Source organism: Brevundimonas sp. NPDC092305, from assembly GCF_044755415.1.
Taxonomy (GTDB): Bacteria; Pseudomonadota; Alphaproteobacteria; order Caulobacterales; family Caulobacteraceae; genus Brevundimonas.
The window spans coordinates 1605535-1632262 of the sequence record NZ_JBIVQY010000001.1 but is presented as its reverse complement, the minus strand read 5'-3'; the positions used below and the strand labels follow the sequence as shown (position 1 = coordinate 1632262).

General features: G+C 68.2%; 26 protein-coding genes. 14 read left to right on the top strand and 12 right to left on the bottom strand.

Annotated elements, in window-relative coordinates; all coding sequences use genetic code 11:
- Nucleotides 1-21 precede the first annotated feature (21 nt).
- Nucleotides 22-942 (bottom strand): bifunctional methylenetetrahydrofolate dehydrogenase/methenyltetrahydrofolate cyclohydrolase FolD, encoded by a 921-nt coding sequence (gene folD, locus ACIQC9_RS08165; RefSeq protein ID WP_400614287.1) that lies wholly within the window; start codon nucleotides 940-942, stop codon nucleotides 22-24.
- Nucleotides 943-1038: 96 nt separating this feature from the next.
- On the opposite strand from folD, the gene ACIQC9_RS08160 reads away from it, so the two are divergent.
- Both ACIQC9_RS08160 and ACIQC9_RS08155 read left to right on the top strand, forming a co-directional pair.
- Nucleotides 1039-2832: a PPC domain-containing protein gene (locus tag ACIQC9_RS08160; RefSeq protein WP_400614285.1), complete on the top strand. Its 1794-nt coding sequence runs from the start codon at nucleotides 1039-1041 to the stop codon at nucleotides 2830-2832.
- Between the two features lie 8 nt (nucleotides 2833-2840).
- On the top strand, nucleotides 2841-3689 hold the full coding sequence (locus ACIQC9_RS08155) for a type 2 isopentenyl-diphosphate Delta-isomerase (RefSeq protein ID WP_400614284.1): 849 nt from the start codon (nucleotides 2841-2843) through the stop codon (nucleotides 3687-3689).
- Here ACIQC9_RS08155 and hutH read toward each other — a convergent pair whose 3' ends face one another.
- Together hutH and hutU are read right to left on the bottom strand one after the other, a co-directional pair.
- Entirely contained in the window at nucleotides 3690-5219 is a 1530-nt protein-coding gene (gene hutH, locus ACIQC9_RS08150; protein WP_400614282.1) for a histidine ammonia-lyase, read from the bottom strand.
- Nucleotides 5220-5221: 2 nt separating this feature from the next.
- Nucleotides 5222-6895, bottom strand: a complete 1674-nt coding sequence (hutU, locus tag ACIQC9_RS08145; protein ID WP_400614280.1) for a urocanate hydratase — start codon at nucleotides 6893-6895, stop codon at nucleotides 5222-5224.
- 25 nt (nucleotides 6896-6920) lie between these two features.
- Between hutU and ACIQC9_RS08140 the strand changes: the two genes are divergently transcribed.
- The 3 genes from ACIQC9_RS08140 to ACIQC9_RS08130 are packed head-to-tail and all read left to right on the top strand — an operon-like array spanning nucleotide 6921 to nucleotide 9189.
- A complete protein-coding gene (locus tag ACIQC9_RS08140) occupies nucleotides 6921-7817 on the top strand; it encodes an arginase family protein (RefSeq protein WP_400614277.1) in 897 nt (298 codons plus the stop codon).
- A gap of 40 nt (nucleotides 7818-7857) precedes the next feature.
- The gene (gene hutI / locus ACIQC9_RS08135; protein ID WP_400615432.1) at nucleotides 7858-9033 is read left to right on the top strand and encodes an imidazolonepropionase; all 1176 of its coding nucleotides are present in this window, start codon (nucleotides 7858-7860) and stop codon (nucleotides 9031-9033) included.
- Nucleotides 9034-9066: 33 nt separating this feature from the next.
- Nucleotides 9067-9189 carry a hypothetical protein gene (locus tag ACIQC9_RS08130; protein ID WP_400614275.1) on the top strand — a complete coding sequence of 41 codons (123 nt, stop codon included), beginning with the start codon at nucleotides 9067-9069 and terminating at the stop codon, nucleotides 9187-9189.
- Here the strand turns inward: ACIQC9_RS08130 and ACIQC9_RS08125 are convergent, their stop codons facing one another.
- Nucleotides 9190-9801 carry a nitroreductase gene (locus ACIQC9_RS08125; RefSeq protein WP_400614272.1) on the bottom strand — a complete coding sequence of 204 codons (612 nt, stop codon included), beginning with the start codon at nucleotides 9799-9801 and terminating at the stop codon, nucleotides 9190-9192.
- Between the two features lie 106 nt (nucleotides 9802-9907).
- Between ACIQC9_RS08125 and cysE the strand changes: the two genes are divergently transcribed.
- Together cysE and ACIQC9_RS08115 are read left to right on the top strand one after the other, a co-directional pair.
- Entirely contained in the window at nucleotides 9908-10729 is an 822-nt protein-coding gene (gene cysE / locus ACIQC9_RS08120; protein WP_400614270.1) for a serine O-acetyltransferase, read from the top strand.
- Nucleotides 10730-10786: 57 nt separating this feature from the next.
- A complete protein-coding gene (locus tag ACIQC9_RS08115; RefSeq protein ID WP_056449995.1) occupies nucleotides 10787-10996 on the top strand; it encodes a DUF3126 family protein in 210 nt (69 codons plus the stop codon).
- Nucleotides 10997-11067: 71 nt separating this feature from the next.
- On the opposite strand, the gene ACIQC9_RS08110 is transcribed toward ACIQC9_RS08115, so the two are convergent.
- Nucleotides 11068-11520, bottom strand: a complete 453-nt coding sequence (locus tag ACIQC9_RS08110) for a hypothetical protein (RefSeq protein ID WP_400614266.1) — start codon at nucleotides 11518-11520, stop codon at nucleotides 11068-11070.
- A gap of 226 nt (nucleotides 11521-11746) precedes the next feature.
- On the opposite strand from ACIQC9_RS08110, the gene ACIQC9_RS08105 reads away from it, so the two are divergent.
- From ACIQC9_RS08105 to ACIQC9_RS08090, 4 genes are all read left to right on the top strand, one after another.
- A complete protein-coding gene (locus tag ACIQC9_RS08105; RefSeq protein ID WP_400614263.1) occupies nucleotides 11747-12616 on the top strand; it encodes a 50S ribosomal protein L11 methyltransferase in 870 nt (289 codons plus the stop codon).
- A gap of 61 nt (nucleotides 12617-12677) precedes the next feature.
- On the top strand, nucleotides 12678-13136 hold the full coding sequence (locus ACIQC9_RS08100; RefSeq protein WP_400614261.1) for a hypothetical protein: 459 nt from the start codon (nucleotides 12678-12680) through the stop codon (nucleotides 13134-13136).
- 37 nt (nucleotides 13137-13173) lie between these two features.
- Nucleotides 13174-14985: an aminopeptidase P family protein gene (locus ACIQC9_RS08095; protein WP_400614259.1), complete on the top strand. Its 1812-nt coding sequence runs from the start codon at nucleotides 13174-13176 to the stop codon at nucleotides 14983-14985.
- Between the two features lie 57 nt (nucleotides 14986-15042).
- The gene (locus ACIQC9_RS08090; RefSeq protein ID WP_400614257.1) at nucleotides 15043-16032 is read left to right on the top strand and encodes an aldo/keto reductase; all 990 of its coding nucleotides are present in this window, start codon (nucleotides 15043-15045) and stop codon (nucleotides 16030-16032) included.
- A 63-nt stretch (nucleotides 16033-16095) separates the two neighbouring features.
- On the opposite strand, the gene gltA is transcribed toward ACIQC9_RS08090, so the two are convergent.
- Nucleotides 16096-17397 (bottom strand): citrate synthase, encoded by a 1302-nt coding sequence (gene gltA, locus ACIQC9_RS08085; RefSeq protein WP_400614255.1) that lies wholly within the window; start codon nucleotides 17395-17397, stop codon nucleotides 16096-16098.
- A gap of 67 nt (nucleotides 17398-17464) precedes the next feature.
- A complete protein-coding gene (gene gltX, locus ACIQC9_RS08080; protein WP_400614252.1) occupies nucleotides 17465-18889 on the bottom strand; it encodes a glutamate--tRNA ligase in 1425 nt (474 codons plus the stop codon).
- Between gltX and ACIQC9_RS08075 the strand changes: the two genes are divergently transcribed.
- The gene (locus ACIQC9_RS08075; protein ID WP_400614250.1) at nucleotides 18852-21026 is read left to right on the top strand and encodes a ComEC/Rec2 family competence protein; all 2175 of its coding nucleotides are present in this window, start codon (nucleotides 18852-18854) and stop codon (nucleotides 21024-21026) included. The genes gltX and ACIQC9_RS08075 overlap by 38 nt on opposite strands.
- A 48-nt stretch (nucleotides 21027-21074) precedes the next feature.
- Here the strand turns inward: ACIQC9_RS08075 and lexA are convergent, their stop codons facing one another.
- The 4 genes from lexA to ACIQC9_RS08055 form a co-directional block, all read right to left on the bottom strand.
- Nucleotides 21075-21764 carry a transcriptional repressor LexA gene (lexA, locus tag ACIQC9_RS08070; protein ID WP_400614248.1) on the bottom strand — a complete coding sequence of 230 codons (690 nt, stop codon included), beginning with the start codon at nucleotides 21762-21764 and terminating at the stop codon, nucleotides 21075-21077.
- A 94-nt stretch (nucleotides 21765-21858) separates the two neighbouring features.
- Nucleotides 21859-22659: an indole-3-glycerol phosphate synthase TrpC gene (trpC, locus tag ACIQC9_RS08065; protein WP_400614246.1), complete on the bottom strand. Its 801-nt coding sequence runs from the start codon at nucleotides 22657-22659 to the stop codon at nucleotides 21859-21861.
- The gene (trpD, locus tag ACIQC9_RS08060; RefSeq protein ID WP_400614244.1) at nucleotides 22656-23690 is read right to left on the bottom strand and encodes an anthranilate phosphoribosyltransferase; all 1035 of its coding nucleotides are present in this window, start codon (nucleotides 23688-23690) and stop codon (nucleotides 22656-22658) included. Before trpD ends, trpC begins: the two co-directional genes overlap by 4 nt.
- 1 nt (nucleotide 23691) lies before the next feature.
- On the bottom strand, nucleotides 23692-24282 hold the full coding sequence (locus tag ACIQC9_RS08055) for an anthranilate synthase component II (RefSeq protein ID WP_400614242.1): 591 nt from the start codon (nucleotides 24280-24282) through the stop codon (nucleotides 23692-23694).
- Between the two features lie 104 nt (nucleotides 24283-24386).
- On the opposite strand from ACIQC9_RS08055, the gene ACIQC9_RS08050 reads away from it, so the two are divergent.
- Entirely contained in the window at nucleotides 24387-24575 is a 189-nt protein-coding gene (locus tag ACIQC9_RS08050; RefSeq protein ID WP_400614239.1) for a peptidoglycan-binding protein, read from the top strand.
- A 218-nt stretch (nucleotides 24576-24793) separates the two neighbouring features.
- On the opposite strand, the gene ACIQC9_RS08045 is transcribed toward ACIQC9_RS08050, so the two are convergent.
- Complete coding sequence (locus tag ACIQC9_RS08045) at nucleotides 24794-26083, bottom strand: lytic murein transglycosylase (RefSeq protein WP_400614237.1); 1290 nt, start codon at nucleotides 26081-26083, stop codon at nucleotides 24794-24796.
- 446 nt (nucleotides 26084-26529) lie between these two features.
- Between ACIQC9_RS08045 and ykgO the strand changes: the two genes are divergently transcribed.
- On the top strand, nucleotides 26530-26655 hold the full coding sequence (ykgO, locus tag ACIQC9_RS08040; RefSeq protein ID WP_056453617.1) for a type B 50S ribosomal protein L36: 126 nt from the start codon (nucleotides 26530-26532) through the stop codon (nucleotides 26653-26655).
- Nucleotides 26656-26728 lie beyond the last annotated feature (73 nt).

The window sequence follows — 26728 nt, the reverse complement described above, 5'->3', positions numbered from 1 at the left end:
TCGGGGCTCAGCCGTTCCCGTTCAAGCGCTCAGCGAGTCCGGCTCGACGCCGGCGGCGCGGCAGGCGGCGGTATAGGTGTTGGCCAGCAGGCAGGCGATGGTCATGGGGCCGACGCCGCCCGGGACGGGCGTGATGCAGCCGGCTACGGCGGCGGCTTCCTCATAGGCGACATCGCCGACGACCCGGGTCTTGCCCTCCGCCGCCTTGACCGGATCGCGGGAGGGCACGCGGTTGATGCCGACGTCGATGACCGCCGCGCCGGGCTTGATCCAGTCGCCGCGCACCATCTCGGGACGGCCCACGGCGGCGACGAGGATGTCGGCGGTGCGGCAGAGGGCCGGCAGGTCGCGGGTGCGGGAGTGGGCGATGGTGACGGTGCAGCTCTCGCCCAGCAGCAGCTGGGCCATCGGCTTGCCGACGATGTTGGAGCGGCCGACGATGACGGCGTTCAGGCCGGTCAGGTCGCCGAGCTGATGCTTCAGCAGCATCAGGCAACCCAGCGGGGTGCAGGGGACCAGCCCGGGCAGGCCCACGGCAAGACGGCCGGCGTTGACGACGTGGAAGCCGTCCACATCTTTGTCCGGATCGATGGCGCCCAGCACGGCCTCGCTGTCGATGTGCGCGGGCAGGGGTAGCTGTACGAGGATGCCGTGAATGCCGGGATCGGCGTTCAGGTCGGCGATCAGGTCCAGCAGATCGGTCTGGCTGGTCGTGTCCGGCAGGCGATGGGTGTCGGAGCGCATTCCCGCCCGCTGCGTGGTTTCGCCCTTGTTCCGGACGTAGATCTGGCTGGCGGGATCTTCGCCGACGATGACTACGGCCAGACCGGGTTTCACGCCACGGGTCGCTTCCAGTCGAGCGGCGGCGGCGGCGACGCGGTCCACAAGTTCGGCGGCGAACGCCTTGCCGTCGATCTGGGTCGCGCGGGCGGGGTCGGCCATCGGAAAGGCTCCGGTCGTCAGGAATCGTGCGGTCACGGCGATTTACAGACGCGGCGGTTCGGCGTCTATGATCGGGTCCGCAATCAGGGGTCCCGCATGCGTCGTTCCATCATTCTCGCCGCCGCCAGCAGTCTGGCTTTCAGCGCGGTTCCGGCGCTGGCGCAGGAGGCGTCGCCGATTGCGGTGGGGGCGACGGTCAATGGCGAGATCACCGGCGAGGACGCGACCGCGGATGACGTCCACTACGACGGCTACAGCTTTCAGGCGCGGCGCGGACAGCGATTCGAGATCAATCTGAGCTCCGACGCCTTCGACGCCTATCTGGAGCTTCGCGGCCCGGGCGGTGAGGACGGCCTGTTGGACAGCGACGACGACGGCGCGGGCGAAGGCACGAACTCCAGGCTGCGCTTTACCGCCACGGAAGACGGGACCTATCAAATCCGCGCCCGCCCGCTGGGCGAGGGGGAAGGAGCCTATACGCTGAGGCTAGCGGAACGTCCGCCAGCGGGTCGCCCGCCCCGCCCGGCCGGCATCCGGATCGGTCAGAGCCAGAACGGTCAGCTGTCGGACACGGATCCGGAGACCGACACCGGCGACGCCTTTGACGCCTACAGCTGGCGCGCGCGGCAGGGTGAGAGGGTCGCGATCGTGCTGGAGAGCGAGGACTTCGATCCGGTGGTTCGCATCGGCCGGATGAACGGCGGCGCCTTCGAGCAACTGGGCGAAAATGACGACGGCGGCGAGGATGGGCTGAACTCCCGGCTGGTCTTCACCGCGCCGTCGAACGGCGAATATGTGATCCGCGCGATGTCGCTTTCGGGCTCTGCCGAAGGCCGTTACCGGCTGGCGCTGGAAGAGGGACCGCCGCCGGTGCAGGCGCAGCCGATCGCCGTCGGCGACACCGCGAACGGTGAACTGGCCAATGACAGCAAGACCAGCCGCTATCGCTTCACCGGACGGGCCGGCCAGCGTGTGCGCGTCGAGATGAGCTCGGATGACTTCGACGCCTTCCTGGAGCTGTTCGACAGCAATGAAGCCAGTCTGGCGACGGACGACGACGGTTCTGGCGACGGGACCGACTCGCGGCTGATCTTCACCCTGCCGGCGGATGGCGACTATCTGATCGAGGCCCGCGCCTTCTCGGAGGGGACCGGCGATTACACCCTGAAGCTGAGCGAGATGGAGCCGGAGAAGGCGCCGGAGACGCTGGCGTTCGGCGCGAAGATCGAGGGCGAGATCGGCGAGGGTGATTCCACCGACAATGAAGACCGCACCTTCGACGCCTTCACCTTCGAGGGACGCGAGGGCCAGCGCGTCCGCGCGATCATGCGCTCGGGCGATTTCGACACCTTCCTGCAGGTCGGCGCCGCCGAGGGCGAATTCTCGGCGCTGGGGCAGGACGACGACGGTCTGGGTGAAGGCACGGACTCGCGCCTGAACTTCACCATCCCAGAAGACGGCACCTATGTGCTGCGCGCCTCGCCGCTGGGAGCGGACGGCAAGGGGCTGTACTCGCTGGAGCTGATCGATCGCGGGCCGCAGCCCGAGCCGGGCAGCATTCTGGTCGGGTCGACGGCGCGGGGTACGCTGAGCGAGAGCGACGCGACGGCCGAGGACAACAGCTTCTATGACGCCTATCGCGTGACGCTGCGCAAGGACGAGAAGCTGCTGATCACCATGGTGTCCAATGAGGTCGACAGCTACCTGACGGTCGGCCAGCAAAAGGGCGAGGCGTTCGAGTCGATGGCGACGGACGACGACGGCCTGTCGGACACCCACGCGAAGATCGAATGGACCGCGCCGGAAGACGGGACTTACGAGATCCGCGCCGGCAGCTTCCAGCAGGGTCAGACCGGCGCCTACGCCATGACGGTCGAGAAGCAGCCCTAGAGGTCGCGATGACCGATCCGTCTCGCCGGTCCGAGGGCTTCGAAAACGTGCGGTTCGTGCATGAGGCCCTGCCGGATATCGACTTGGGCAAAATCGATCTCGGGACGGACTTCCTCGGGCGCAGGCTGAAGGCGCCGCTGCTGGTGGACGGGCGGGGCGCCAGTCCCGAGGAGGCGGTTCGGCTGGCCGAGGCGGCGCAGCAGCTTGGCGTCGCGCTGATGATCGGTCTCGGCCCGGACATGACCGTGCGGCTGAAGGCGCCGGACACGCCCATCCTCGCCAGCGTGCGGGCTGCGGACCTGTTGCGGGGCTTTGGCGTCGATCAGGTGCGCGACGCGCTGGATCGGGTCGCCGCCGACGGCCTGACGGTCGAGCTTAGCCCCTTGAAAGACGCCGGCGATCCCGACGGCACGGGCGACTGGTGGGGACTGGGCGCGGCGCTGGAAGCGCTGGCCAAGGGTCTTGACGCACCCGTCGCCGCGCGAGGGCGTCTCTCGACAGCGACCGCCCGACGGCTGGTCGAGATGGGCGTGGCTGTCGTTGATCTTGCCGGAGACGAGGGGGCGCCGGACCCCGCCTTTGCGGACTGGGGCGGCTCGCTGGCGACGGCGATCGCGCCGGTGAGATCCGCCTGCCCGAGCAGCATGCTGATCGCCTCGGGTCTGACGGATGGCGTGGAGGCCGCGAAGGCGATCCGGCTTGGCGCCGATATGGCTGGGCTGCGCGTGGGGGCGGCCGCCTCGACAGAAGCCGTCATCGAGGCGGTGCAGCAGGTCGCCCGACAGCTTCGGACCGTCTGCTTCTGTACGGGCTCTTCCAGCCTGATCGCACTCAGGCGGGCGCCGCTGCAGACCTGATCAGGCCGAGGGCAGCAGGTCGCCCGCGAACGGCCGGTATAGGCCGGCGCGCACACCCTCGGTCGCCCGCTGGATGTCGGGTGCGAAATAGTGGTCGGACGTGTAGGGCGCCGCCGCCTGACGGACGATGGCGAAGACCTGTTCCAGATCGGGCGAGCTGGTCAGCGGACGGTGGAACTCGAGGCCCTGCGCCGCGGCCAGCAGTTCGATGCCGACGACGGCGGCGGTGTTCTCGGCCATGTCCAGCAGACGTCGCGCGCCGTGGGTGGCCATGGAGACATGGTCCTCCTGATTGGCGCTGGTCGGCACGGTGTCGATGACGCAGGGATGGGCGACCATCCGGTTCTCGGCGACCAGGGCGGCGGCGGTGACCTGGGCGATCATGAAGCCGGAGTTCAGGCCGCTTTCCTTGACGAGGAAGGCGGGGAGTTCGCTCATCTTCGGATCGACGAGGATGGAGGTCCGGCGCTCGGAGATATTGCCGATCTCGCACAGGACCATGGCGATCTGGTCGGCCGCATAGGCGACGGGCTCGGCATGGAAGTTGCCGCCGGAGATGACGTCGCCGTCCTCGATGAAGACCAGCGGATTGTCGGTGACGGCGTTGGCCTCGCGCTCCAGCATGGCGGCGGCGTTGCGCAGGACGTCGAGGGTGGCGCCCATGACCTGCGGCTGGCAGCGCAGGGAGTAGGGATCCTGCACCTTGTGGCAGTCCTCGCGGTGACTGTCGCGGATCGCCGACCCGGCCATCAGGCTGCGCAGACGGGCGGCGACGTCGATCTGACCCGGCTGGCCGCGAAGGGCGTGGATGCGGGCGTCGAACGGGGCGTCGGAGCCCTTCAGCGCATCGACCGACAGGGCGCCGGCGGCGATCCCGGCGGCGAAGGTCGCTTCGGCGGCGAACAGGCCGGCCAGGGCGAGCGCCGTCGAGCACTGGGTGCCGTTGAGAAGGGCAAGGCCTTCCTTGGGGCCCAGCACCAGCGGCTTCAGCCCCACGCGGGCCAGCGCGTCTTCCGCTGACATCGTCTGACCGCCTGCGCGAGCCTCGCCCACGCCAATGAGGACGCAGGACATGTGGGCCAGCGGCGCCAGATCGCCTGAGGCGCCGACCGACCCCTTGGACGGGATGCAGGGCAGGACGTCGGCGTTCACGAGCGCGATCAGGGTTTCCAGCGTCGCGCGGCGGATGCCGGAGGCGCCCTTGGACAGGCTGGCGATCTTCAGCACCATCAGCAGGCGGATGACGTTGTCGTCCAGCAGGGCGCCGACGCCGCAGGCGTGGCTCAGCACGAGGTTCTTCTGAAGCGTTTCAAGGTCTTCCGCGGCGATGCTGGTGTTGGCCAGCAGGCCGAAGCCGGTGTTGATGCCATAGACCGTGCGTCCCTCGGCGAGAATGGCGGCGACGACGGCCGCGCCCTTTTCGACATCAGCCCACGCGGCGTCGGTCAGCGAGACGGTGACCGGACCATCAAGAACAGCGCGAAGCCGGGCGAGGGTGAGAGGCGACTGGCCAATGATGATCTTCGTCATGGTCAGGCCTTCAGGCTGGGCAGGTTGAGGCCGTGTTCGCGGGCGGCGCCGCGGGCGATCTCATAGCCCGCATCGGCATGGCGCATAACGCCGGTGGCCGGGTCGTTCCAGAGGACGCGCTCGAGACGCTTCGCCGCTTCCGGGGTGCCGTCGGCGACGATGACGACGCCCGAGTGCTGGCTGTAGCCCATGCCGACGCCGCCGCCGTGATGCAGGGACACCCAGCTTGCGCCGGAGGCGGTGTTGAGCAGGGCGTTGAGCAGGGGCCAGTCGGAGACGGCGTCGGAGCCATCCATCATGGCTTCGGTTTCGCGGTTGGGGCTGGCGACCGAGCCCGAGTCGAGGTGGTCGCGGCCGATGACGATGGGGCCCGAGAGCTCCCCTGAGGCGACCATGTCGTTGAACATCAGGCCGGCGCGGTGGCGGTCGCCCAGACCGATCCAGCAAATGCGGGCGGGCAGGCCCTGGAAGGCGATGCGCTCGCCCGCCATGTCGAGCCAGCGGTGCAGGCCGGCGTTGTCGGGGAACAGGCGCTTCATGGCCTCGTCGGTCTTGCGGATATCCTCCGGATCGCCGGTCAGGGCGGCCCAGCGGAAAGGGCCGACGCCGCGGCAGAACAGCGGGCGAATGTAGGCGGGGACGAAGCCGGGGAAGTCGAAGGCGTTCGTCACGCCCTGATCGAAGGCGACCTGTCGGATGTTGTTGCCGTAGTCGGTGACGGGGATGCCCATCTTCTGGAAATCCAGCATCGCCTGAACGTGGACAGCGCAGGATTTGCGGGCGGCGGCCGCGACGGCGGCGGGGTCGGAGACGCGTTTGTCCTCCCACTCGGCGACCGTCCAGCCCTGCGGCAGGTAGCCGTTGACCAGATCGTGGGCGCTGGTCTGGTCGGTGACGAGATCGGGGCGGACTCTGCGCTTCACAAGTTCAGGCAGAACATCAGCCGCGTTGCCCAACAGGCCGACCGATATCGCTTTTCCGTCGAGTTTCGCCTGCTCGATGAGGGCCAGGGCCTCGTCCAGCGTTTCGGCCATGACGTCGAGGTAGCGGGTGCGCAGACGCATCTCGATCCGGCTGCGCTGACATTCGACCGCAAGGCACGATGCCCCCGCCATCGTCGCGGCCAGAGGCTGGGCGCCACCCATGCCGCCGAGGCCTGCGGTCAGGATCCATTTGCCGGACCAGTCGCCGCCGTAATGCTGGCGGCCGGCCTCCATGAAGGTCTCGTAGGTGCCCTGAACGATCCCCTGGGTGCCGATGTAGATCCACGAGCCGGCGGTCATCTGGCCGTACATCATGAGGCCCTTGCGATCGAGCTCGTTGAAATGCTCCCACGTCGCCCACTTGGGCACGAGGTTGGAGTTGGCGATCAGGACGCGCGGGGCGTCGACATGGGTGCGGAACACCCCGACCGGCTTGCCGGACTGGACCAGCAACGTCTGGTCGGCCTCCAGCGCGCGGAGCTCGTCGACGATGCGATCGAAGGCCTGCCAGTTGCGGGCCGCCTTGCCGATGCCGCCGTAGACGACGAGGTCCTCCGGGCGCTCGGCGACCTCGGGGTCGAGGTTGTTCATCAGCATGCGCAGGGCGGCCTCGGCGGCCCATGTCTTCGCGGTCATCTCGGGGCCGCGAGGGGCGCGGATGACGCGCGTGTTCGGGGTCTGTTGAGTCGTCATGGCGGCCTCTCTACGCTGCCCGCCCATGACCTTGGAAGACTCAGAAGCATTGGGCTGGCGCAGCGTCGCGAACCTGATCGGCGATCACCCCGATGCGCCCGTCGCCGTGATCGGCGCGGGACTGAACGAGCGGTCGTTGACGCCCGGTCGATGCGATCTGGGCCCGAAGGCGTTCCGCGCCGTTCTGCCGCGGTTCTCGACCTATGATGTCGAAACCGGCCGCGAGCTGCAGACGCGGGTGCATGACGCCGGCGATGTGGTGCTGAAAGCTGTGACGCCGGCGGACGGGTTCGGGCCGATTCGGGAGGCGATGAGTGCGCACGGGAGGCGGGCGCTGACCGTGCTGGTAGGCGGCAACAATGCGATCACGCGGCCGGGCTTACATGGGCTGGGGCTGGAACGGACTGCGCTGCTGACGCTGGACGCCCATTTCGACCTGCGGGATACCGATCAGGGCCTGACGAACGGCAACCCTGTTCAGGCGCTTCTCGAAGACGGGCTGGCCGGCGAGCGGATCAGTCAGGTCGGACTGGCGCCGTTCGCCAACACCCGTCGGGCGCACGAGAAGGCCAAGGCGGCGGGAATTTCGGTCCGGGCAGCGGGGGAGTGTCGGGAGCGTGGGCTGGCGGCCGTAGTCGCTGAGGAGCTGGACCGGTTGTCGGCGCTGGCCGAGGTCATCTACGTCGACTTCGACATCGATGTGATCGACCGTAGCCAGTGGCCAGCCTCGCCGGGTGCGCGACCGGGCGGGGTGTGGGTTCAGGACTTCTTCGACGCGACGCGGGTGATTGGCGCCTGTCCCAAGGTGAAGGCGGTCGATCTGACAGAGTACGACCCGTCGCTGGAGATCGGCGATCTGGGCTCGCTGACGGTCGGGCGGTGGTTTTGTGAGCTGCTGGCGGGATTTGAAGCGCGTGGCTGAGCGGTTCGATCGACTGATCACGGATTGCCGGCTGGCGACCATGGTCGACGGAAGCGCGGCTTATGGCGCGATCGAGGATGGGGCGATCCTTATCCGAGGTGGGCTCATCGCATGGATCGGCGCACGGGAGAACCTGCCGGCGCACGAGGCCGCCGAAACGGACCGGCTGGACGGGCGCTGGGTGACGCCGGGGCTGATCGACTGCCACACGCATCTGGTGTTCGGCGGCGACCGGTCGGGGGAGTTCGAGCAGCGGCTGAACGGCGCGACCTATGAGGAGATCGCGCGGGCAGGGGGCGGGATCGTCAGCTCGATGACGGCGACGCGGGCGGCGTCGGAGGATGAGCTTTACGCGTCCGCGCTGTCACGGCTGGAGGGGCTGAAGCAGACAGGCGTCACCACGGTCGAGATCAAGTCCGGCTATGGGCTGGATCGGGACAGCGAGCTGAAGATGCTGCGCGTGGCCCGGCGGATCGGGCGCGAGGCGGGAGTGCGGGTGCGCACCAGCTATCTGGGCCTGCATGCCGTGCCGCCGGAGCATCGGGCGGAGCGGTCGGCCTATGTTGATCTGGCGGTGGACGACATCCTGCCGACCGCGCATGCCGAGGGGCTGGTCGATGCGGTTGACGCCTATTGCGAGCCGATCGCCTTCTCCGGGGCCGAGGTGGCGCGGCTGTTCGACAAGGCGCGCGACTTGGGATTGCCGGTCAAGCTGCACGCGGACCAGCTCTCAGACGGCGGCGGGGCGGCGCTGGCGGCGCGTTACGGGGCCCTGTCAGCGGACCACGTCGAGCATAGCACCGGAGCGGGCGTCCGGGCCATGGGACAGGCGGGCGTGGTCGCCGTGCTGTTGCCGGGGGCGTTCCTGATGCTGCGCGAGACCACGCCGCCGCCCATTGCCCTGTTCCGAGAGCACGGGGTGTCGATGGCGGTGGCGACGGACTGCAATCCGGGCACCTCGCCGGTGGCGTCGATGACGGCAGCGATCAATCTGGCCTGCGTGCAGTTCCGGTTGACGCCGGAAGAGGCGCTGGCAGGGGTCACGCGCCATGCAGCGAAGGCGCTGGGCCTTGAGAATGAGATCGGTACGCTCGAGGTCGGCAAGGCGGCGGATTTCGCGGTCTGGGACATCGAGCGCCCGGCTGAACTGGGCTACTGGCTGGGCAAACCGATGCTCGCTACACGGTACGTAGCGGGGCTACACACGCAAAAGTAGTTGTCGGAGTTCGAATCGTGTTATGGTCGAGCCATGCGCAAGCCGACTGAAGGCGGCCATGACTGGATCGAGGATGTGATGATCGCCCTCATCGGAGTGGCGACGGTGGTCCAGATCGTGGGTCTGTTCGCGATGGCGGTCATCGTCAGCCGCTGATCAGGGCCGGCGTTCGACCTTGCCGGCCAGATCGGGACGCGGTCGTTCAAGCGGCGCCTCGGCGAGGCTGCCGAGGTGGATGAAACCGGCGACTTGTTCGTTCGATCCGACGCCGTAGAGGGCCTTCGCTTCTTCGTCATAGCTGTACCAGTCGGTGATCCAGCTGGCGCTGAAGCCCAAGGCGTTGGCGGCGTGTTCGATGTTCATGCAGACCGCGCCGGCTGACAGCTGTTGCTCCCATACGGGGACCTTGGGGCTAGGGACGGGGGTCGAGACGACGAGGATGGTCACAGGCGCCGCGACCAGCTTGGACAGGACGGCGCGGGCCTTGTCAGGTCCGGATTGGCGGTCTGCGAGCGGTCGCAGGGCCTGCGCGAGATCGGTGCGACTGAACGGGCCCATGACCACGAACCGCCACGGGAACAGCTTGCCGTGGTCGGGTGTGCGAGCTCCGAGATGGAGAATGCGGTCGATCTGTTCAGGCGATGGGCCTGGCGTCGTCAGGCTTTGCGCGGGGGCTGACCGACGCGTGGCGAGTCGGGCCTCCAGTTCCGGGGACGGGGTGGGGACGGGCAGGGCGCCGCCGAGATCCTGATCGGTCATGTCGCCCATCTAGGGGCTCGCGGCGTCGCTCGCCAGCGTGGCGAGGGGCCGGTGTCGATCCCATATGGCCTTGCGGGGGGCGGACACGGTATCCTGTCCCGTGAAGGAGCCTTGGATGCCCCAACTGGAAGTCGTCGCCTCCGAGCCTGAAACCTGGTCGCTGCTGCGCGCGGCGGCCGAGGAAACGGCGCGCGTCGAGCCTGCGCTGGCGTCGCAGATCAACGCCGTGATCCTGTCGCACAGCGACCTCGCCTCGGCCCTGAGCTTCCAGATCGCCCGCAAGCTCGGTGATTCAGAGCTGGGCCCGATGTCGGTGCGCGAGGTGTGCCGCGAGGCGTTTGACGCCGATCCGGGCATCGTCGCGGCGGCCGAGGCGGACCTGCGCGCCGTAGCGGAACGGGACCCCGCCATCCGGACGCTTCTGCAGCCCTTCCTCTACTTCAAGGGCTTTCAGGCCCTGCAGGCGCATCGCGTGGCGCACTGGCTGTGGGGACAGGGGCGGGAGACGCTGGCCTTCCACTTCCAGAGCCGGATGTCGGAGCTGTTTCAGGTGGACATTCACCCGGCGGCCCGGATGGGCGCGGGTCTGTTCCTCGACCACGGCACGGGCATCGTCATCGGCGAGACCGCTATTGTGGGCGACGAGGTGTCCATGCTGCACGGGGTAACGCTGGGCGGAACGGGCGCCGAGCGGGGCGACCGGCACCCGAAGATCGGCAAGGGCGTGCTGCTGGGCGCGGGCGCCAAGGTGCTGGGCAACATTACGATCGGCGACTACGCCAAGGTGGCGTCGGGCTCGGTGGTGCTGAAGGCCGTGCCGTCGGGATGCACCGTCGCGGGCGTTCCGGCGCGGCTTGTGAACTGCCCGGCGGGCGAGGCTCCGGCGCGGACGATGGACCATACGCTGGCCGACATCGTCTACGACTTCGTCATCTGAGGGTTTCGCTTCCCCGGCGCATTCTTTAGGTTCCGCGCAAATCAACGAGGCCTGACCATGAACACCGCCGATATGAAGCGCGTCGAGACGCACCTGAAGCGCACCTTCAACACCGGCGGCATCATTCTGAAGCCGCGCGGCAAGCCCAGCGACTCGGCCGAGGTCTATGTCGGCGACGAGTTCATCGGCGTGGTCTTCGAGGACGAGGATGAGGCCGGCAGCTTTATGTTCGAGATGGCCATTCTGGCGGAAGACCTGCCGGAATAGGTCGCCGCACAACGCGCAAGAAAAAGGGCCGGAGGAGCGATCCTCCGGCCCTTGGTCATTTCAGGCGCGGCTTACTTCTTGCCGAAGATGGCGTCGAGCAGGCCTGAGAAGAAGCCCTTGCTCTCGGCAGGCTTGGTCGCGGCCGGCGTTGGCGTGGCGGGCGCGGCAGCGGCCGGAGCCGGCTTGGGCGCGGGCGTCGGCGTGGCGGCGACCGGAGCTGCGGCGGGCTTGGCGGCCGGAGCGGCCTTCACGGCAGCGGGCTTGGCGGCAGGCTTGGCAGCCGGTTTCGCAGCGGCCTTGGCGGCGGGCTTCGGCGCTGCTTTGGCGGCAGGCTTTGCAGCGGCCTTCGCAGCCGGCTTGGCCGCGGCCTTGGGCGCGGTCGCCTTCGGAGAAGCGGCCTTGGCCGGAGCGACGATCTTGGTCACAGGCTTGGCGGCGGCCTTCGGCGCAGCCTTGGCGGCGGCGGGCTTGGCGGCCGGCTTCGGCGCAGCGGCCTTGGCCGGAGCCTTGGTCACGGCTTTCACGGCCGGTTTGGCGGCCGCTTTCGGAGCAGCTTTCGCCGCAGCGGGCTTCGCGGCGCTCGACTTTGCCGCCGGTTTCGGCTTGGAAGCGGCGCTAGCCGCTTTGGCGGTACTCGGTTTAGACGGTGCTTTAGCCATGGATTCCCCGACCCCTCGGATGATGTTGCAGCTGGCGAAAGAGCGCACGCCAGCGCGTGTCTCGATTCGCAATCATAGCGGCCTTTGAGAAATGTCCGAGTCCGCTGTTCAGATAATCGCTCGCGGTCCCCGCGCCGTCGCCGAAACCGCCGCGCTCGCGCTGGATGAAAACCCTCTGCTGGAGGGCGCGACCTATTCGATTCTCGAGGAAGACGAGGACAAGGGCATCTGGCGGATCGACGCCTTCCCGACGACGGATGAGGAGGTCGAGGGCATCGAGGCGACTCTGTCGGCGCACCAAGGCCTGACCGTTGTCGTCGAGAAACTGGCTGACGCGGACTGGCTGGCGATGTCGCTGTCGGGGTTGCCTCCGGTCGAGGCGGGGCGGTTCTTTGTCTATGGGGCCCACGATCAGGGACGGGTGCCGCCCAACCGCGTGCAGCTGAAGATCGACGCCGGCGCGGCCTTTGGGACCGGACACCACGGCACGACGGTCGGATGCCTGCTGGCGTTCGACGAGCTGCTGAAGCGCGAGCGGTTCGAGCGGGTTCTGGATGTGGGCTGCGGGACGGGCGTTCTGGCCATCGCGGCAGCGAAAACCGGGTCGAAGGTCGCAATGGGCACCGACATCGACGCGCCCTCGGTCCGCATCGCCAACGAGAACGCCAAGCTGAATCAGGCCGATGCCCGCTTCGTGCACGCCTTCGGGCTGAACGATCGCAAGGTGCGGGGGCAGGGGCCGTACGATCTGGTCTTCGCCAATATTCTCGCTCCGCCCCTCGTCAGCCTGGCCCAGGACATCAAGGATGCGCTGAGGCTGGAGGGTGTGGCGATCCTGTCCGGCCTGCTGCGGACGCAGGAGCGGCGGGTCACGGCGGCCTATCTGTCGCGCGGATTCAAGCTGGAGCGGCGCATCCATCGGGACGCGTGGAGCGCGCTCGTTCTTCGCAGAGTGGGTTAACGGCGGAACGGGTAGACAGCGTAGCCGTTCTCACCGGCCAGAGGGGCCAGGGAGAAGGCTGATGACACAATACGATCCGAATGATCCGAGGCCTGCGGCTCCGGTCTATACCGAGACGACCGAAACCGTCGTGGTGCGCGAATCCAACACCGGCTGGTGGATCGCAGGCATTCTGGGCGGAGTGGTGCTGATCGCCGTGCTCTGGATCCTGTTTGCCCGGGGACAGGCGCCCGCAAGCGATGCGGCCCTGCTTGAGGCGCAGGTCGACGCTGCGACAGCCCAGGCGCAGGCCGATCAGGCCGCCGTTCAGGGGCAGGTCGCGTCGGCGCAGGCCGGCGTCGACATCGGCCGCGCCGATCTGGCCCGATCGCAGGCCGAGGCTGTCCGCGCGGACGCGGAAGCGCGAGCGGCTGAAGCGCGAGCGGCGACACCTGTCGTCGTTGAGCGACCCGTTGTCGTGACCGCGCCCGCGCCGAGCACAGGTCCGGCGGTGGTCACGCCGACTTCGCCGCAGAACTGATCTTGCAGGCATGGCCGGGGACGCTAGGTTCCCGGCCATGCGCCAGTCCTTCGACGAAACCACCGATCCGTCCTTCGGGGCCAGACACCTGCCGCGCGTCCGCGCCCGGATGGCCGAGCAGGGCCTTGACGGCCTGCTGGTCCCGCACGAGGACGAGCACCAGAACGAATATTTGCCCGCCGCCAACGACCGACTGGCGTGGCTGAGCGGCTTCACCGGCTCGGCCGGGGCGGGCGTTGTGTTGGCCGATCGCGCGGCGGTGTTCGCTGACGGCCGCTACACCGTGCAGGTGCGCGCGCAGGTGGACCCGGACCAGTTCGAAATCCTCGACCTCGTCGAGGGTGGGGTGCCCGCCTATCTGGAGGCCGCGCCGAAGGGCGCCGTCATCGGCTATGATCCGCGCCTGCACAGCCCAGACGCGCTGGCGACCCTGCGGCGGGCAGCCGAGAAGGCAGGAGCTACGCTGCGGCCAGTCGAGGTCAATCCGCTCGATCTGGCATGGGCCGACGAACGTCCGGATCAGCCAAGCGCGCCGGTCGTGCCGCATGAGGATCGCTATGCCGGCGAAAGCAGCGCCTCCAAGCGCACGCGCATCGGGCAGGCTGTGGCGGACAAGGGCGCGGACGCGGCCGTCCTTACGGCGCCGGCGTCGCTGGCATGGCTGTTCAACATCCGGGGCGGCGACGTCATCCGTACGCCCCTGCCGCTGGGGCAGGCGGTGGTGAATGCGGACGGGTCGGCGAGGCTGTTCCTCGATCCGCGCAAGGTGACCAACGAACTCCCCGCTTGGCTGGGCGACGCCGTGAGGCTGGAGGCTCCCGAGGCGCTGCCGGGCGTGCTGGACGGGATGAAGGGCCGCAAGGTCCTGATCGATCCCGGCCAGTCCTCGGCCTGGTATTTCGACCGGCTGGAACAGGCGGGCGCGACGGTGGTGCGCGGCATGGACCCCTGCACCCTGCCGCGCGCAGCCAAGAATCCGGTGGAGATCGAGGGCACGCGACAGGCGCACATTCGCGACGGCGCGGCGCTGACCCGCTTCCTTCACTGGGTCGATACGGTCGCGCAGGAAACCCTGCCGACAGAACGCGAGGTCGCCGAGGCGCTGGAGCGGTTCCGGGAAGAGACCGGCGCGTTGAAGGATTTGTCGTTCGACACTATCGCAGGCTCCGGTCCCAACGGCGCCCTGCCGCACTACAAGCCCGTCAGCCGCACCATCCGCCGGATGGAGAAGGGCTCGCTGCTGCTGGTGGATGGCGGCGGCCAGTATCTGGACGGCACGACCGACGTGACGCGGACCATGGCGGTGGGTGAGCCAACGGCCGACCAGCGCCGCATGTTCACCCTCGTGCTGAAGGGCCACATCGCCATGGCTGTCGTGCGCTTCCCGGCCGGAACCACGGGCCACCAGCTGGACGCGCTGGCGCGGCTGCCGATGTGGATGCAGGGCTTCGACTACGATCACGGCACGGGGCACGGCGTCGGCAGCTATTTGGGCGTCCATGAGGGGCCGCAGCGGATCGCAAAGGCCGTAAACACCCAGCCGCTGCTGACCGGCATGATCCTGTCCAACGAGCCCGGCTACTATCGCGAGGGCCACTGGGGCATCCGGATCGAGACGCTGCAGGTCGTGACGCCGCCGGAGCCGATCCCGGGCGGCGAGCGGCCGATGCACGGGTTCGAGCAACTGACCTTCGCGCCTCTGGATCGCCGGCTGATCGATCCGGCCCTGCTGACGCCCGACGAACGCGCCTATGTCGACGCCTATCACGCTGAGACGCTTGCCAAGGTCGGGCCGCTCCTGGATGGCGAGGTGCTGGACTGGCTGAAGGTGGCGTGCGCGCCGCTCTAGCCTTGCGGAACGGCGGGGCGAGCACGACCTGAGGCTCTCAGCCACAGGAGCCTGCCCATGAAGACGCGTCGCCTCGGAAAGTCCGGACCGGAAGTGTCCGCAATCGGCCTCGGCTGCATGGGCATGGCCGCTTTCTACGGGCAGGCCTCCGATGAGGCGCAGGCGACGGCGGTGATCCACCGTGCGCTCGATCTGGGCCTGAACTTCTTTGACACCGCCGAGATGTACGGCCCACACACCAACGAGATTCAGGTTGGCAAGGCGCTGGCCGGCAAACGCGATCAGGCCTTCATCGCGACCAAGTTCGGCATCGGCTACAACGCCGATCGCACGGCCCTGACCGTCGACGGCTCGCCCGCGAATGTACGCCGGGCCATCGAGGGCAGCCTGAAGCGGCTGAACGTCGACCACGTCGACCTCTACTATCTCCACCGCGTCGACCCGAACACGCCGATCGAGGAGACGGTGGGCGCGATGGCCGAGCTGGTGACCGAGGGCAAGGTGCGCTTTCTGGGCCTGTCGGAAGCGGCGCCCGCGACGCTGCGCAAGGCCCATGCGACGCATCCGATCACGGCGCTGCAGACCGAGTATTCGCTGTGGAGCCGGGAGCCGGAAGACGAACTGCTGGCGGCCTGCGAGGAACTGGGCATCGGGTTCGTGCCGTACAGCCCGCTGGGCCGCGGCTTCCTGTCCGGAGAGATCAAGTCGATCGACGATCTGGCGGCCGATGACTTCCGCCGATCCAACCCCCGCTTCATGGGCGAGAACTTCCAGAAGAACCTCGATCTGGTCGAGGCGGTCAGCGGCATCGCGAAGGACAAGGGCGTGACGGCCGCCCAACTGGCGTTGGCATGGGTGCTGGCGCAGGGCGAGCATCTGGTTCCGATCCCCGGCACGCGGCGGATCCGGACGCTGGAAGAGAACATCGCGGCGACGGAGATCGACCTGACGCCGGAAGACCTGTCGCGCATTGGGGACGTGTTCCCCAAGAACGCGGCTTCGGGCCACCGCTACGCCGAGGCGGCGCGGGGCGCGTTGAACCGCTGAACCCAGGCAGCGACCAAAGAAAAACGCCGGCTCCTGACGGGGCCGGCGTTTCTGTATTCAGGATCAGCCGCGCGACTGGATCGGAACGTAGTCCCGCTCGGTCGGGCCCGTGTAGAGCTGGCGTGGGCGGCCGATCTTCTGCGCCGGATCGGCCAGCATTTCTTCCCACTGGGCGATCCAGCCCACGGTGCGGGCCAGGGCGAACAGGACGGTGAACATCGAGGTCGGGAAGCCCATCGCCGACAGGGTGATGCCCGAGTAGAAGTCGACGTTCGGGAACAGCTTGCGCTCGATGAAATACTCGTCCGACAGGGCGACGCGCTCCAGTTCCTTGGCGACCTGGAACAGCGGATCGTTCTCGGCGCCGACGAGGTCGAGGATCTCGTCCGCGGACTCCTTCATCACCGTCGCGCGGGGGTCGTAGTTCTTGTACACGCGGTGGCCGAAGCCCATCAGCTTGTACTTCTTGGCCTTCACGCCCTCGATGAACTCCGGGATCTTGTCCGGGGTGCCGATCTGCTTGAGCATGGTCAGCGCCTCTTCGTTGGCGCCGCCGTGCGACGGGCCCCACAGGCAGGCGATGCCGGCGGCGATACAGGCGAACGGATTGGCGCCCGACGAACCCGCCAGACGGACGGTCGAGGTCGAGGCGTTCTGCTCGTGATCGGCGTGCAGGGTGAAGATCCGGTCCATGGCCTTGGCCATCTTGGGATCGACGACATAGTCCTCGGCCGGTACGGCGAAGCACATGCGCAGGAAGTTCTCGGCGTAGCTGAGGTCGTTGCGCGGCGACACGAACGGCTGGCCGATGTGATATTTGTACGCGCGGGCCGCGATCGTCGGCATCTTGGCGATCAGACGGATGGCCGAGATGTTGCGCTGGACCGGATCATGGATGTCCAGGCTGTCGTGGTAGAAGGCCGACAGGGCGCCGACGGTGCCGACCATAATGGCCATCGGGTGGGCGTCGCGGCGGAAGCCCTGGAAGAACTGGTCGAACTGGGCATGCAGCATGGTGTGCATGGTGATCGAGTTCTCGAACGCCTTGTATTCCGCGGCCGTCGGCAGTTCGCCGTGCAGCAGCAGGTGGCAGACCTCGATGAAGTTCGACTTCGACGCCAGCTGGCCGATCGGATAGCCGCGGTGCAGCAGCACGCCCGCGTCGCCGTCGATATAGGTGATGGCGCTCTCACAGGCGGCGGTGGAGGTGAAGCCGGGGTCGAAGGTGAAGGCGTCGGTCGCGCCGTACAGCTTGCGGATATCGATCACGTCGGGACCGACAGATCCCTTCAGCACCGGCAGTTCAACGGTCTTGCCGGCGTAGTCGATGGTCGCCGTACCGGCGGATTTCGCAGTGTCAGTCATTCGTGCCCCTTACAGCCCTGGGCGGCGCGGACGCGGGGAGGCGTCGGCCGCAATGCTTCATTGATTGTCACTTAGTCTGTTGCAACGCGTCATCCAAGCGGCCGAGGCTTATTTCACGGCCCAGTGAAGCGAGGATGCGCGCGATGTCGGGCGACGGGCTGCCGCCGGTCAGGGCCGCGCGGGCGGCCGGACCGATCTTGCCGAAGCCGACGCCTTCCTCTTCCGCGAAGGCCTTAAGCTCGGCCTCCAGCGCGAAGACGTCCCAGCTCTGGAACAGCGCCAGCCGGTCGCGCAGCCGGCCGATGCGGTCAGCAGCCTCGCCGGCGAGCTGACCCAGCGCCTTCTCATCCAAGGCGAGAGGGCGGGGCTTGAGGACGAAGACGGTCTGGTCCGCCAGCTCCAGCAGGGTCTTCGCCCGGTCCTTCACGAACGGCATGGCGTGCAGCAGGCGCGCCTCGTCCTCGGGACCCAGCGCATGGCCGCGCGACAGGTGGACGTCCAGCGCCGCCTTGGCCAGACGGTCGTCGTCGGCCAGCCGCATCCAGTGGGCGTTGACGTGGGCAAGCTTGTCGAAGTCGAGCCGTGATGGGGCCTTGCCGACACCATCGAGATCGAACCACGCCGCCGCCTGCTCGTCGGAGAACAGCTCGTCGTCACCATGGGCCCAGCCGAGGCGAGCCAGATAGTTGCGCATGGCCTCGGGCAGGTAGCCCATCTCGGCATATTCATGCACCGCCTGCGCTCCATGCCGTTTGGACAGTTTGGCGCCGTCCGGACCGTGGATAAGGGGGATGTGGGCGAAGACGGGCCGGGTCCAGCCGAGCGCGTCATAGATCAGGCTCTGGCGGGCGGCGTTGTTCAGATGGTCGTCGCCCCGGATGACGTGGGTCACGCCCATGTCGTGGTCGTCGACGACGACGGCGAGATTATACGTCGGCGCGCCGTCGGACCGCAGGATGACCAGATCGTCCAGCGCAGAGGACTCCCAGCGCACGGCGCCCTGAACGGCGTCCTCCACGACGACGGCCTGATCCAGCGGGCGACGGAAGCGCACGGTGTGCGGCTTTGACAGGTCATCCACGGTCGGGTCGCGGTCGCGCCACGGCGAAACGAAGTCCCGGCCCTCGGCCTTGGCCTGATCACGCAGCGCGCCGGTCTCGTCGGCGCTCAGGAAGTCGCGATAGGCGTGCCCGGTTTCGAGCAGTGTGTTGGCGACCTCGCGATGGCGGTCGGCGCGAGAGAACTGGAACACCGGCTCGTCGTCGGCGAAGAGGCCCAGCCAGCTCAGACCGTCGAAAATCGCTTTCACCGCCTCGTCGGTGGAGCGTTCGCGATCGGTGTCCTCGACCCGAACCAGAAACCTGCCGTTGTGTCGACGTGCAAACAGATGGTTGAAAAGCGCCGTCCGGGCCCCTCCTATGTGCAGGGAGCCAGTGGGCGAGGGGGCGAAGCGGGTGACGACGGCTGACGTGGGTGCGGACGGGGAGGTCATGGCGGGCGTTATAGCGCCGGCTGCGGCAAAGCCCAGACTGTCGGCCCGGCTGCGCGCATGGTTGGCGGAGCAGGTGGTCGCACAGTCGCTGCGCTGGCGGCTGTGGGCGCCGGTGGCGCTCGGGGGCGGGTGCGCGGTCTATTTCGCGCTGAAGTCGGAGCCGCCGCTGTGGCCCTTGGTGGCGCTGGCGGCCGTCACGGGGCTGGGCTGGCAGGCGGCGCGTCGGCTGGGGGCTGGACGGGTCGTGACCCTGCCGTTGATGCTGCTGGCCTGTTTCGCCCTTGGTCTGGCGATCGCCAAGCTGAGGACCGAGACCGTCGCCGCGCCGATCGCGCCGGCGATGCAGGAGCCGACGGTGATCGAGGGCTGGGTGGTGGACGTCGACAGCCCGGGTTCGGCCGGACCTCGGGTGGTCATCGCGCCGGTCCGCATTCGGGGGCTGGCGCCGGAGGAGACGCCGATCCGCCTGCGCGCCACGGTCCGGGACGCCGCGCCGCCGGAACCGGGACAGGCGATCCGGCTGTTCGCCATCCTGAACCCGCCGCCCGCGCCGGCCAGTCCGGGGGCGTATGACTTCGGGCGGAACGCGTATTTCCAGAGCCTCGGCGGGGTGGCGTTTGGCCTTGGTGAGACGCGACCGGCGTATCTCGAGCCGCCGCCGTGGAAGCTTCGGCTTATCATGTGGGTCAACGGCATCCGCTTTGATCTGGCCTGGCGGATCGTGGCGCGGGAGGGAGAACGGGCGGGCGGCGTGGCGGCGGCGATGACCACCGGGCATGAGGCGTGGCTGGATCCTGAACTGGTCGATGTGATGCGAGACTCCGGTCTGGCGCACATCCTGTCGATTTCGGGGCTGCACATGGCCGTGGTCGGCGGCTTCGCCTTCTTCCTGGTCCGGCTGCTGGTCGCGGCGTGGCCCTGGCTGGCATTGCGCGTGCCGGGTAAGAAGGTCGCGGCGTGGGCCGGGCTGATTGCGACGGGCGTCTATCTGGTCATCTCAGGCGCGCCTCCGCCGGCCGCCATCACGGCTTCGATCGCCTTTCTGGCTGTGCTGCTGGATCGGCAGGCGATCACGATGCATGCGCTGGCGGTGGCGGCGTTCGTGGTCTTGCTGCTGCAGCCTGAGGCGATCGTGACGCCGGGGTTCCAGATGTCCTTTGCGGCCACGGCGGCGTTGGTGGCGCTGGTCGAAGCGTGGCCGAAGCGTCCACGGGAGATTTCGGCGCCATGGCCGATCCTGCTGGTGCAGCGGACGGGCGCCTGGATCGGGGCGGCGGTGCTGGCCAGTCTGGTTGCCGGGGCGGCGACCGCTCCGTTCGCCATGCAGCACTTCAATCGGACGGCGATGTACGGACTGGCCGCCAATCTGGCGACGGCGCCGGCGTCTGACTTCCTGATCATGCCGGCGCTGGCGCTGGGCGCCTTGCTGGAGCCCCTCGGACTGGGCGCGCCTTTCCTGTGGCTGGCGGGGAGGGGGATAGAGCTGATGCTGGCGATCGGCGAGTGGACGGCGGGCTTGCCGGGCGCGGTCCGGACGGTGGCGAGCGCACCAGACTTCGTTCTGCCGATCGCCTTTATGGGCGTGCTGTTCTGCTGCCTGTGGCGCGGGCCGCTGCGGTGGCTGGGGCTACCATTCGCCTGCGCGGTCATGCTGTGGCCGAGAGCGCCTGCGCCGGATATCTGGATCGGCGACGGCGGGACGCAGTCGGCCTTCCTGCGGGAGGGGCAGGCCATCGTCGCGCGTCCGGGCGTCAGGCAGTTCGCGGTCGATGTCTGGAGCCGTCGACGGGGACTACAGGCCATGGAGCGGCCGGAAGAGGGCTGGGTCTGCACCCGGTTCGGCTGCGCGCCGCAAAGCGAGGCGACAGGCCCCGTGGCGCTCTGGTGGGGCCGGCGAGCGCCGTCTGACGCGCAACTGGCCGGACTGTGCGAGGCGGCCGAGGTCGTCAGTATACGAGCGGCAGTCACAGTTCTTCCGGCCGCCTGCGAGGGGCGGCTTGTTCTGGACGGCATCGATTTCGCCCGGGGCGGGGCGGTCGAGTTGTGGCGTGAGGGCGCTGGCTGGCGGGCAGGCTGGACCGCAGAGGGGCGCGGCGATCGGCCATGGAGCCGCTATGGAGATGGGGCGGTCGAATAGATGTCTGTCATCCCGGACCGCCGCTTCGCGTCGTCCGGGAGGACAATGTCAGTGGTAGCGGCGGATCAGTCCGACAAGCTTGCCCTGAACGGCGACCTGGTCCGAGCCGTAGATCTTGGTTTCGTAGTTGCGGTTGGCGGGCTCCAGCGCGATCGACGCGCCCTTCTTGCGAAGGCGCTTCAGCGTCGCCTGCTCGCCCTCGACCAGAGCCACCACGATCTCGCCGGACGCGGCGTTCTCGGTGGATTTGATGATGACCATATCGCCATTGAGGATGCCCGCCTCGATCATCGAGTCGCCCTCGATCTCGAGCAGATAGTGCTCACCAGCGCCCAGCATCGCTTCGGGCACTGGATAGCGGGCGGTCTCGTGTTCGATGGCGTCGATCGGCGTGCCCGCCGCGATCTTGCCCATCAGCGACAGTTCGCGAGTGTCGTTGGCCGGTTCGACATTCCGCGGGCGACCGCCCTCGACGATGCTGGGCTTGAAGCCCGCATGGCCACGGGGCGCTCCGGCGGCGGCCTGCTCCGGCAGCTTGGTCACTTCCAGCGCGCGGGCCCGGTGGGCGAGGCGGCGAATGAAGCCCCGTTCCTCCAGCGCCGTGATCAGCCGGTGGATACCGGACTTGGACGCCAGATCCAGCGCCTCCTTCATCTCGTCGAACGACGGCGACACGCCCGTTTCCTGAATCCGCTCGTGAATGAACATGAGCAGTTCGTGCTGTTTGCGCGTGAGCATGGCGACCTCGAAGCGAATCCGGTTGCTGTGAAGGTAGCGGAACAAACCGCAAACGTCCACAATCTGTTCGTGAGGTGTTCCGGTTAAGGACCCGTTACTGGAGCAGCGCCCGCGTGGCTGCCTCCACGTCGTCCTGACGCATCAGGCTCTCGCCGACGAGGATGGCCTGGGCGTGGGCGGCGCTGACGCGGGCGACGTCGTCAGGGGTGAAGATGCCGCTTTCGGCGACCAGCAGGGCGTGGACCGGGCTAAGCAGGGCGAGGCGTTCGGTGGCTTCGAGGTCGACCTCGAACGTGCGTAGCGATCGGTTGTTGATTCCGACCAGTGCTTCATCGCGATCGGCGACGAGGGCGCAGGCGCGCGACATCTCGCCCTCGTCATGGGTCTCGATCAGGGCGTCCATGCCGAAGCGATCGGCCTCGGCCAGCAGGTCGGCGGCGAGGGCGTCATCGATCATGGCGAGGATGATCAGGATGCAGTCGGCGCCCAGCGCCCGGCTCTCGGCCACCTGCCACGGGTCGACGAGGAAGTCCTTGCGCAGGCAGGGCAGGGCGGTCGCCTCGCGGGCCTGACCCAGATAGGCGTCGTCACCCTGAAAGCTGGGGCCGTCGGTCAGGATCGACAGGCAGGCGGCGCCGCCACGCTCGTAGGCCTTGGCGAGGGAGGGCGGATCGAAGTCGGGGCGGATGAGACCTTTGGATGGGCTGGCCTTCTTGATCTCGGCGATGAGAGCGGGACGGCCGGTCTCTGAAACGCGTTCGAGGGCGGCGTGGAAGCCGCGCGGTGGCGAGGCGTCGCGGGCGCGGGCCTCCATGTCGGCTTGCGGCGTGGCGAGCTTGCGGGCGGCGACGTCCTCGCGCTTGTAGGCGGCGATGCGGTTCAGGACGTCGGTCAAGCGGGCTCATCCTCGATCGGGGTGTTGGTCGCCTCGACCAGACGAGCGAGCGCGGCGGCGGCCCGGCCGTCGTCGATGACGGCGGCGGCCTGTACGGCGCCGTCACGCAAGTCCGCAGCCCGGTCGGCGACGACGAGGGCGGCCGCGGCGTTGAGCAGGACGATGTCGCGGTAGGCGCCGGTCACGCCGTCCAGCAGCTCGCGCAGGGCCGCCGCGTTCTCTTCCGCATCGCCGCCGCGCAGATCGGCGAGATCGGCCGGAGGCAGGCCTGCGTCTTCGGGTGTGACCTGGAAGCGGCGGACAGAGCCGTCCCTCCATTCCGCCACCTCGGTCGGGCCAGTGGTCGTCAGCTCGTCGAGGCCCTGACCGTGGACGGTCCAGGCGCGGACCGCGCCGAGACGACCCAGCACCTCAGCCAGCGGCTCGAGCAAGCGTGGGTCGTAGACGCCCATCACCTGTCGTTTTGCGCCCGCCGGATTGGACAAGGGGCCGAGCAGGTTGAAGACGGTGCGGAAGCCGATCTCTGCGCGCACCGGCCCGACATGGCGCATGGCGCCGTGGTAGGTCGGGGCGAACAGGAAGGCGATGCCGGCCTGATCGAGAGCCACGCGTTGCTGGGCCGGGGTGGCCGCCAGATTGACGCCTAGCGCCGCCAGCACGTCGGAAGAACCGGACTTCGAGCTGAGCGCCCGGTTGCCGTGTTTGGCGACCTTCAGGCCCGCTCCGGCGAGAACCAGCGCCGCGGCAGTCGAGATGTTGAAGGTATGAGCGCCGTCGCCCCCGGTGCCGCAGGTGTCGATGACCTCATACGGATGGTCGAAGGTCAGGGCGGCGTCGCGCATGGCCCCGGCGAAGGCGGCGATCTCGTCCACCGTCTCGCCGCGGATACGCAGGGCGGTGACGGCGGCGGCGACCTGCGCGGGCGTCGGCTCGCCTCTCAGGCAGGCGGCGAAGAAGGCACGCGCCTGTTCGGACGACAGCACGCGGCCATCGACGAGATCGGCGAGCAGGGATTTGAAGCCGTCAGCCACCTCAGACCATCGCCGTCCGGCGCACGCCGGCCAGATCGAGGAAGTTGGCGAGCAGGTCGTGGCCGTGCTCGGTGGCGATGGATTCCGGATGGAACTGGACGCCGTGGATGGGGCGCGTCCGGTGCGACAGGCCCATGATCTCGCCGTCCGCGGTCCATGCTGTGACCTGAAGCACGTCCGGCAGGGTTTCGCGGCGCACGGCCAGCGAATGGTAGCGGGTGGCGGTGAAGGGCGAGGGGAGGCCCTTGAAGACGCTCCGGCCCTCGTGCTCGATCGGCGAGGTCTTGCCGTGCATCAGGGCCTTGGCCCGGATCACGTCGCCGCCGAACGCCTGGCCCATCGCCTGATGGCCAAGGCAGACGCCGAAGATCGGCATGTCGAGCGGTGCGGTGTCCAGCAGGGCGAGGCAGATACCCGCTTCATTGGGCGTGCATGGACCGGGCGACAGCAGGACGGCCTCAGGCTTCAGCGCCCAGGCCTCGGCGGCGGTCAAGTCGTCGTTTCGCACCACGCGCGTCTCGGCGCCCAGTTCCGCAAGGTAGTGGACCAGGTTCCAGGTGAAGCTGTCGTAGTTGTCGACGACGAGGATCATGGCTCGGCTTCTAGGGTCTGTGGCGGCATGCGCCAAGGGTTGGCTTCGGTAAGGCGGCGTTAACCAAAGCGGATCGAACTGGGACAGGCGGAAACGGGGGTGACATGACCGACGGCATCAACAAGGCGCGCATCCTGCTGACCCCGCCTGTGAAGTCGGAAAATCCGTGGGCCCTGCTGGGCGCGGCCAGCTTGGCCGCGATGGCCGCCGTACTGATGGCCGGGATCGTCGTTCTGGGCCCGGGCGTGCGGATCGACGAAGCCGTCGTCAGCGTGGAACAGACCCCCTACTGAGCCCTGTCCCATACAAAAAGGGCCGCCTCCCGAAGGAGACGGCCCCGCATTGTCGGCCGTTTGGCCGGCTCAGGCTTTGAGGCCCGCCTGAAGGCGAGACTGGCTCATGCGCCGGGCCATACGCGGCGTGTGACAATGAGACATTCGATCACCTCCTTTTCTCTGTTGGACAGGATTCCGGAGGTGGGAAGAGCAAGCCTCCCGGTCAAGCGGAGCGTTTAGCCGCCCTTGCGGATCAACTCCGCCGCCAGATCCGCCGTCAGATAGCCGTCGGCGATGCGACCGTTGGCCTGTTGCCACCGACGCAGGGCGGCGCGGCTGTTGGCGCCGATGACGCCGTCGACGCCCTGGGTGTCGTAGCCGAGGGCAGTCAGGGCGCGCTGGGCTCCGATGCGCTGATCGCGGGAAAGGGGCTCATCGGCAGGCCAAGGCGTGGCGAGGCCGGGCTTGCCCATGACGCCGTCGGCGATCATGCCGATGGCGAGGGCGTAGCTGACCGAGTTGTTGTAGCGCCGGATGGCGTAGTGGTTCGGCAGGGCGAGGAAGGCCGGGCCGCGGGCGCCCTGCGGCAGCAGCAGCGTCGCCTCCTCGGCGGCCTCGGCGGGATTCAAGGTCACGCCGTTGGTCAGGGTGACGCCGCGGGCGGCCCAGAAGGACCACGGATGCTTCGGCCCTTCGGCCTCTGAATAGTCAAAGCCCCCCGGCAGCTTGACCTCATAGGCCCAGCCCTGACCGCGCTTCCATCCACCCTGCGCCAGCAGGTTGGCGGCCGAGGCGAGGGCGTCGGCGTCGTCGTTCCAGATGTCGACCTTGCCGTCTTCGTCCTGATCGACGCCGAGGCGCAGATAGTTGTCGGGCATGAACTGGGTCTGGCCCATGGCGCCGGCCCAGCTGCCCAGCAGGCCTGAACGGGCGCGCTTGCCCTCGACCACGATGTCGAGCGCGTTCTTCAACTGGCCCTCGGCCCAGTCGCGGCGACGGCCGTCGTAGGCGAGGGTGGCGAGCGAGCGGACGACGTCGAAGTCGCCCTGCACCTGACCGAAGGCGCTTTCCTGGGCCCAGATGCCCAGCAGGATTTCCGAGGGCACTCCGAAACGCTGGACCACGCCCCACGGCACGCGCTCCGACCGCTGGCGGGCCTGTGCGATGCGGGCGGGCGAGACGGCGTTCTGGATATAGGCGCCGGCGGGGCGGCTGAATTCGGGCTGGTTGCGGTCGAGGCGCACGACGGTCGGGTTGGGCGTCACGCCGCGAAGCTCGCGCTCATAATCAGCCCGTCGGACGCCGCCGTGGCGGGACAGGAAGCTTTGTTTCCAGCCCTCGAAGCCAGCCTGATCGAAGACCTCGCCCGGCGCGGGGGCTGGGGCGGTCACAGGCGGTGGCGCGCCGCCTGCGTCGGCGACTGGCGCCGGTGCGGGGGCGGTGATCACGGGAACGGGCGGCTCAGGCAGCATGGGTGCGCAAGCCGCGACGGTTCCAACGAGGAGGAGACGGAATCCGAGACGCATAAAAAGGACCGTACCGCTCCGGGGCGTCGGAGCCACATAACAAACGCGCGAGTCGACCGATCAGGCGCGACAAAAAGAGGCGATGATTCATCATCTTCCCAAGCCAGCTGTTAACCCCGGGGACGCTATGGAGCGCGCGTCCTCTGTGCGGCCTGGTGGCGGAGGGGAGACGCGTCGGACCCGCAAGTCCGAAGACCCTCCGTTCAACTCGGAGGCCAGGCCTCCAGAGCATTTCCCCGAAAATTGACCGTCTTCGGCTGCACGAACGTATGTCAGCATGGTCAGGCGGACGGGCGCACCCGCGCTGGTCGCAAACTGGTCGCACGGTCCCGATAAATCGGGTGGCCGTGGCGGTTGACGTTTCCGGCGAGCGTCTCTATACGCCCCGTTCCGCCGCTGGCTCGCCCCGCGGCTTTTCTATTTTGATTTGCCTCAGGACGACGACCATGAAGGTCCGCAGCTCGCTCAAGTCGCTCAAGGGTCGCCATCGCGACTGTAAAGTCGTGCGCCGCAAGGGCATCGTCTATGTGATCAACAAGACGGACCCGCGCTTCAAGGCCAAGCAAGGCTAAGAAGACTCTCGCCTTCGGGCGTGTGCGAAAGTTTCGAAGGCTGCGGACTTGTCCGCAGCCTTTTTCGCGTCTG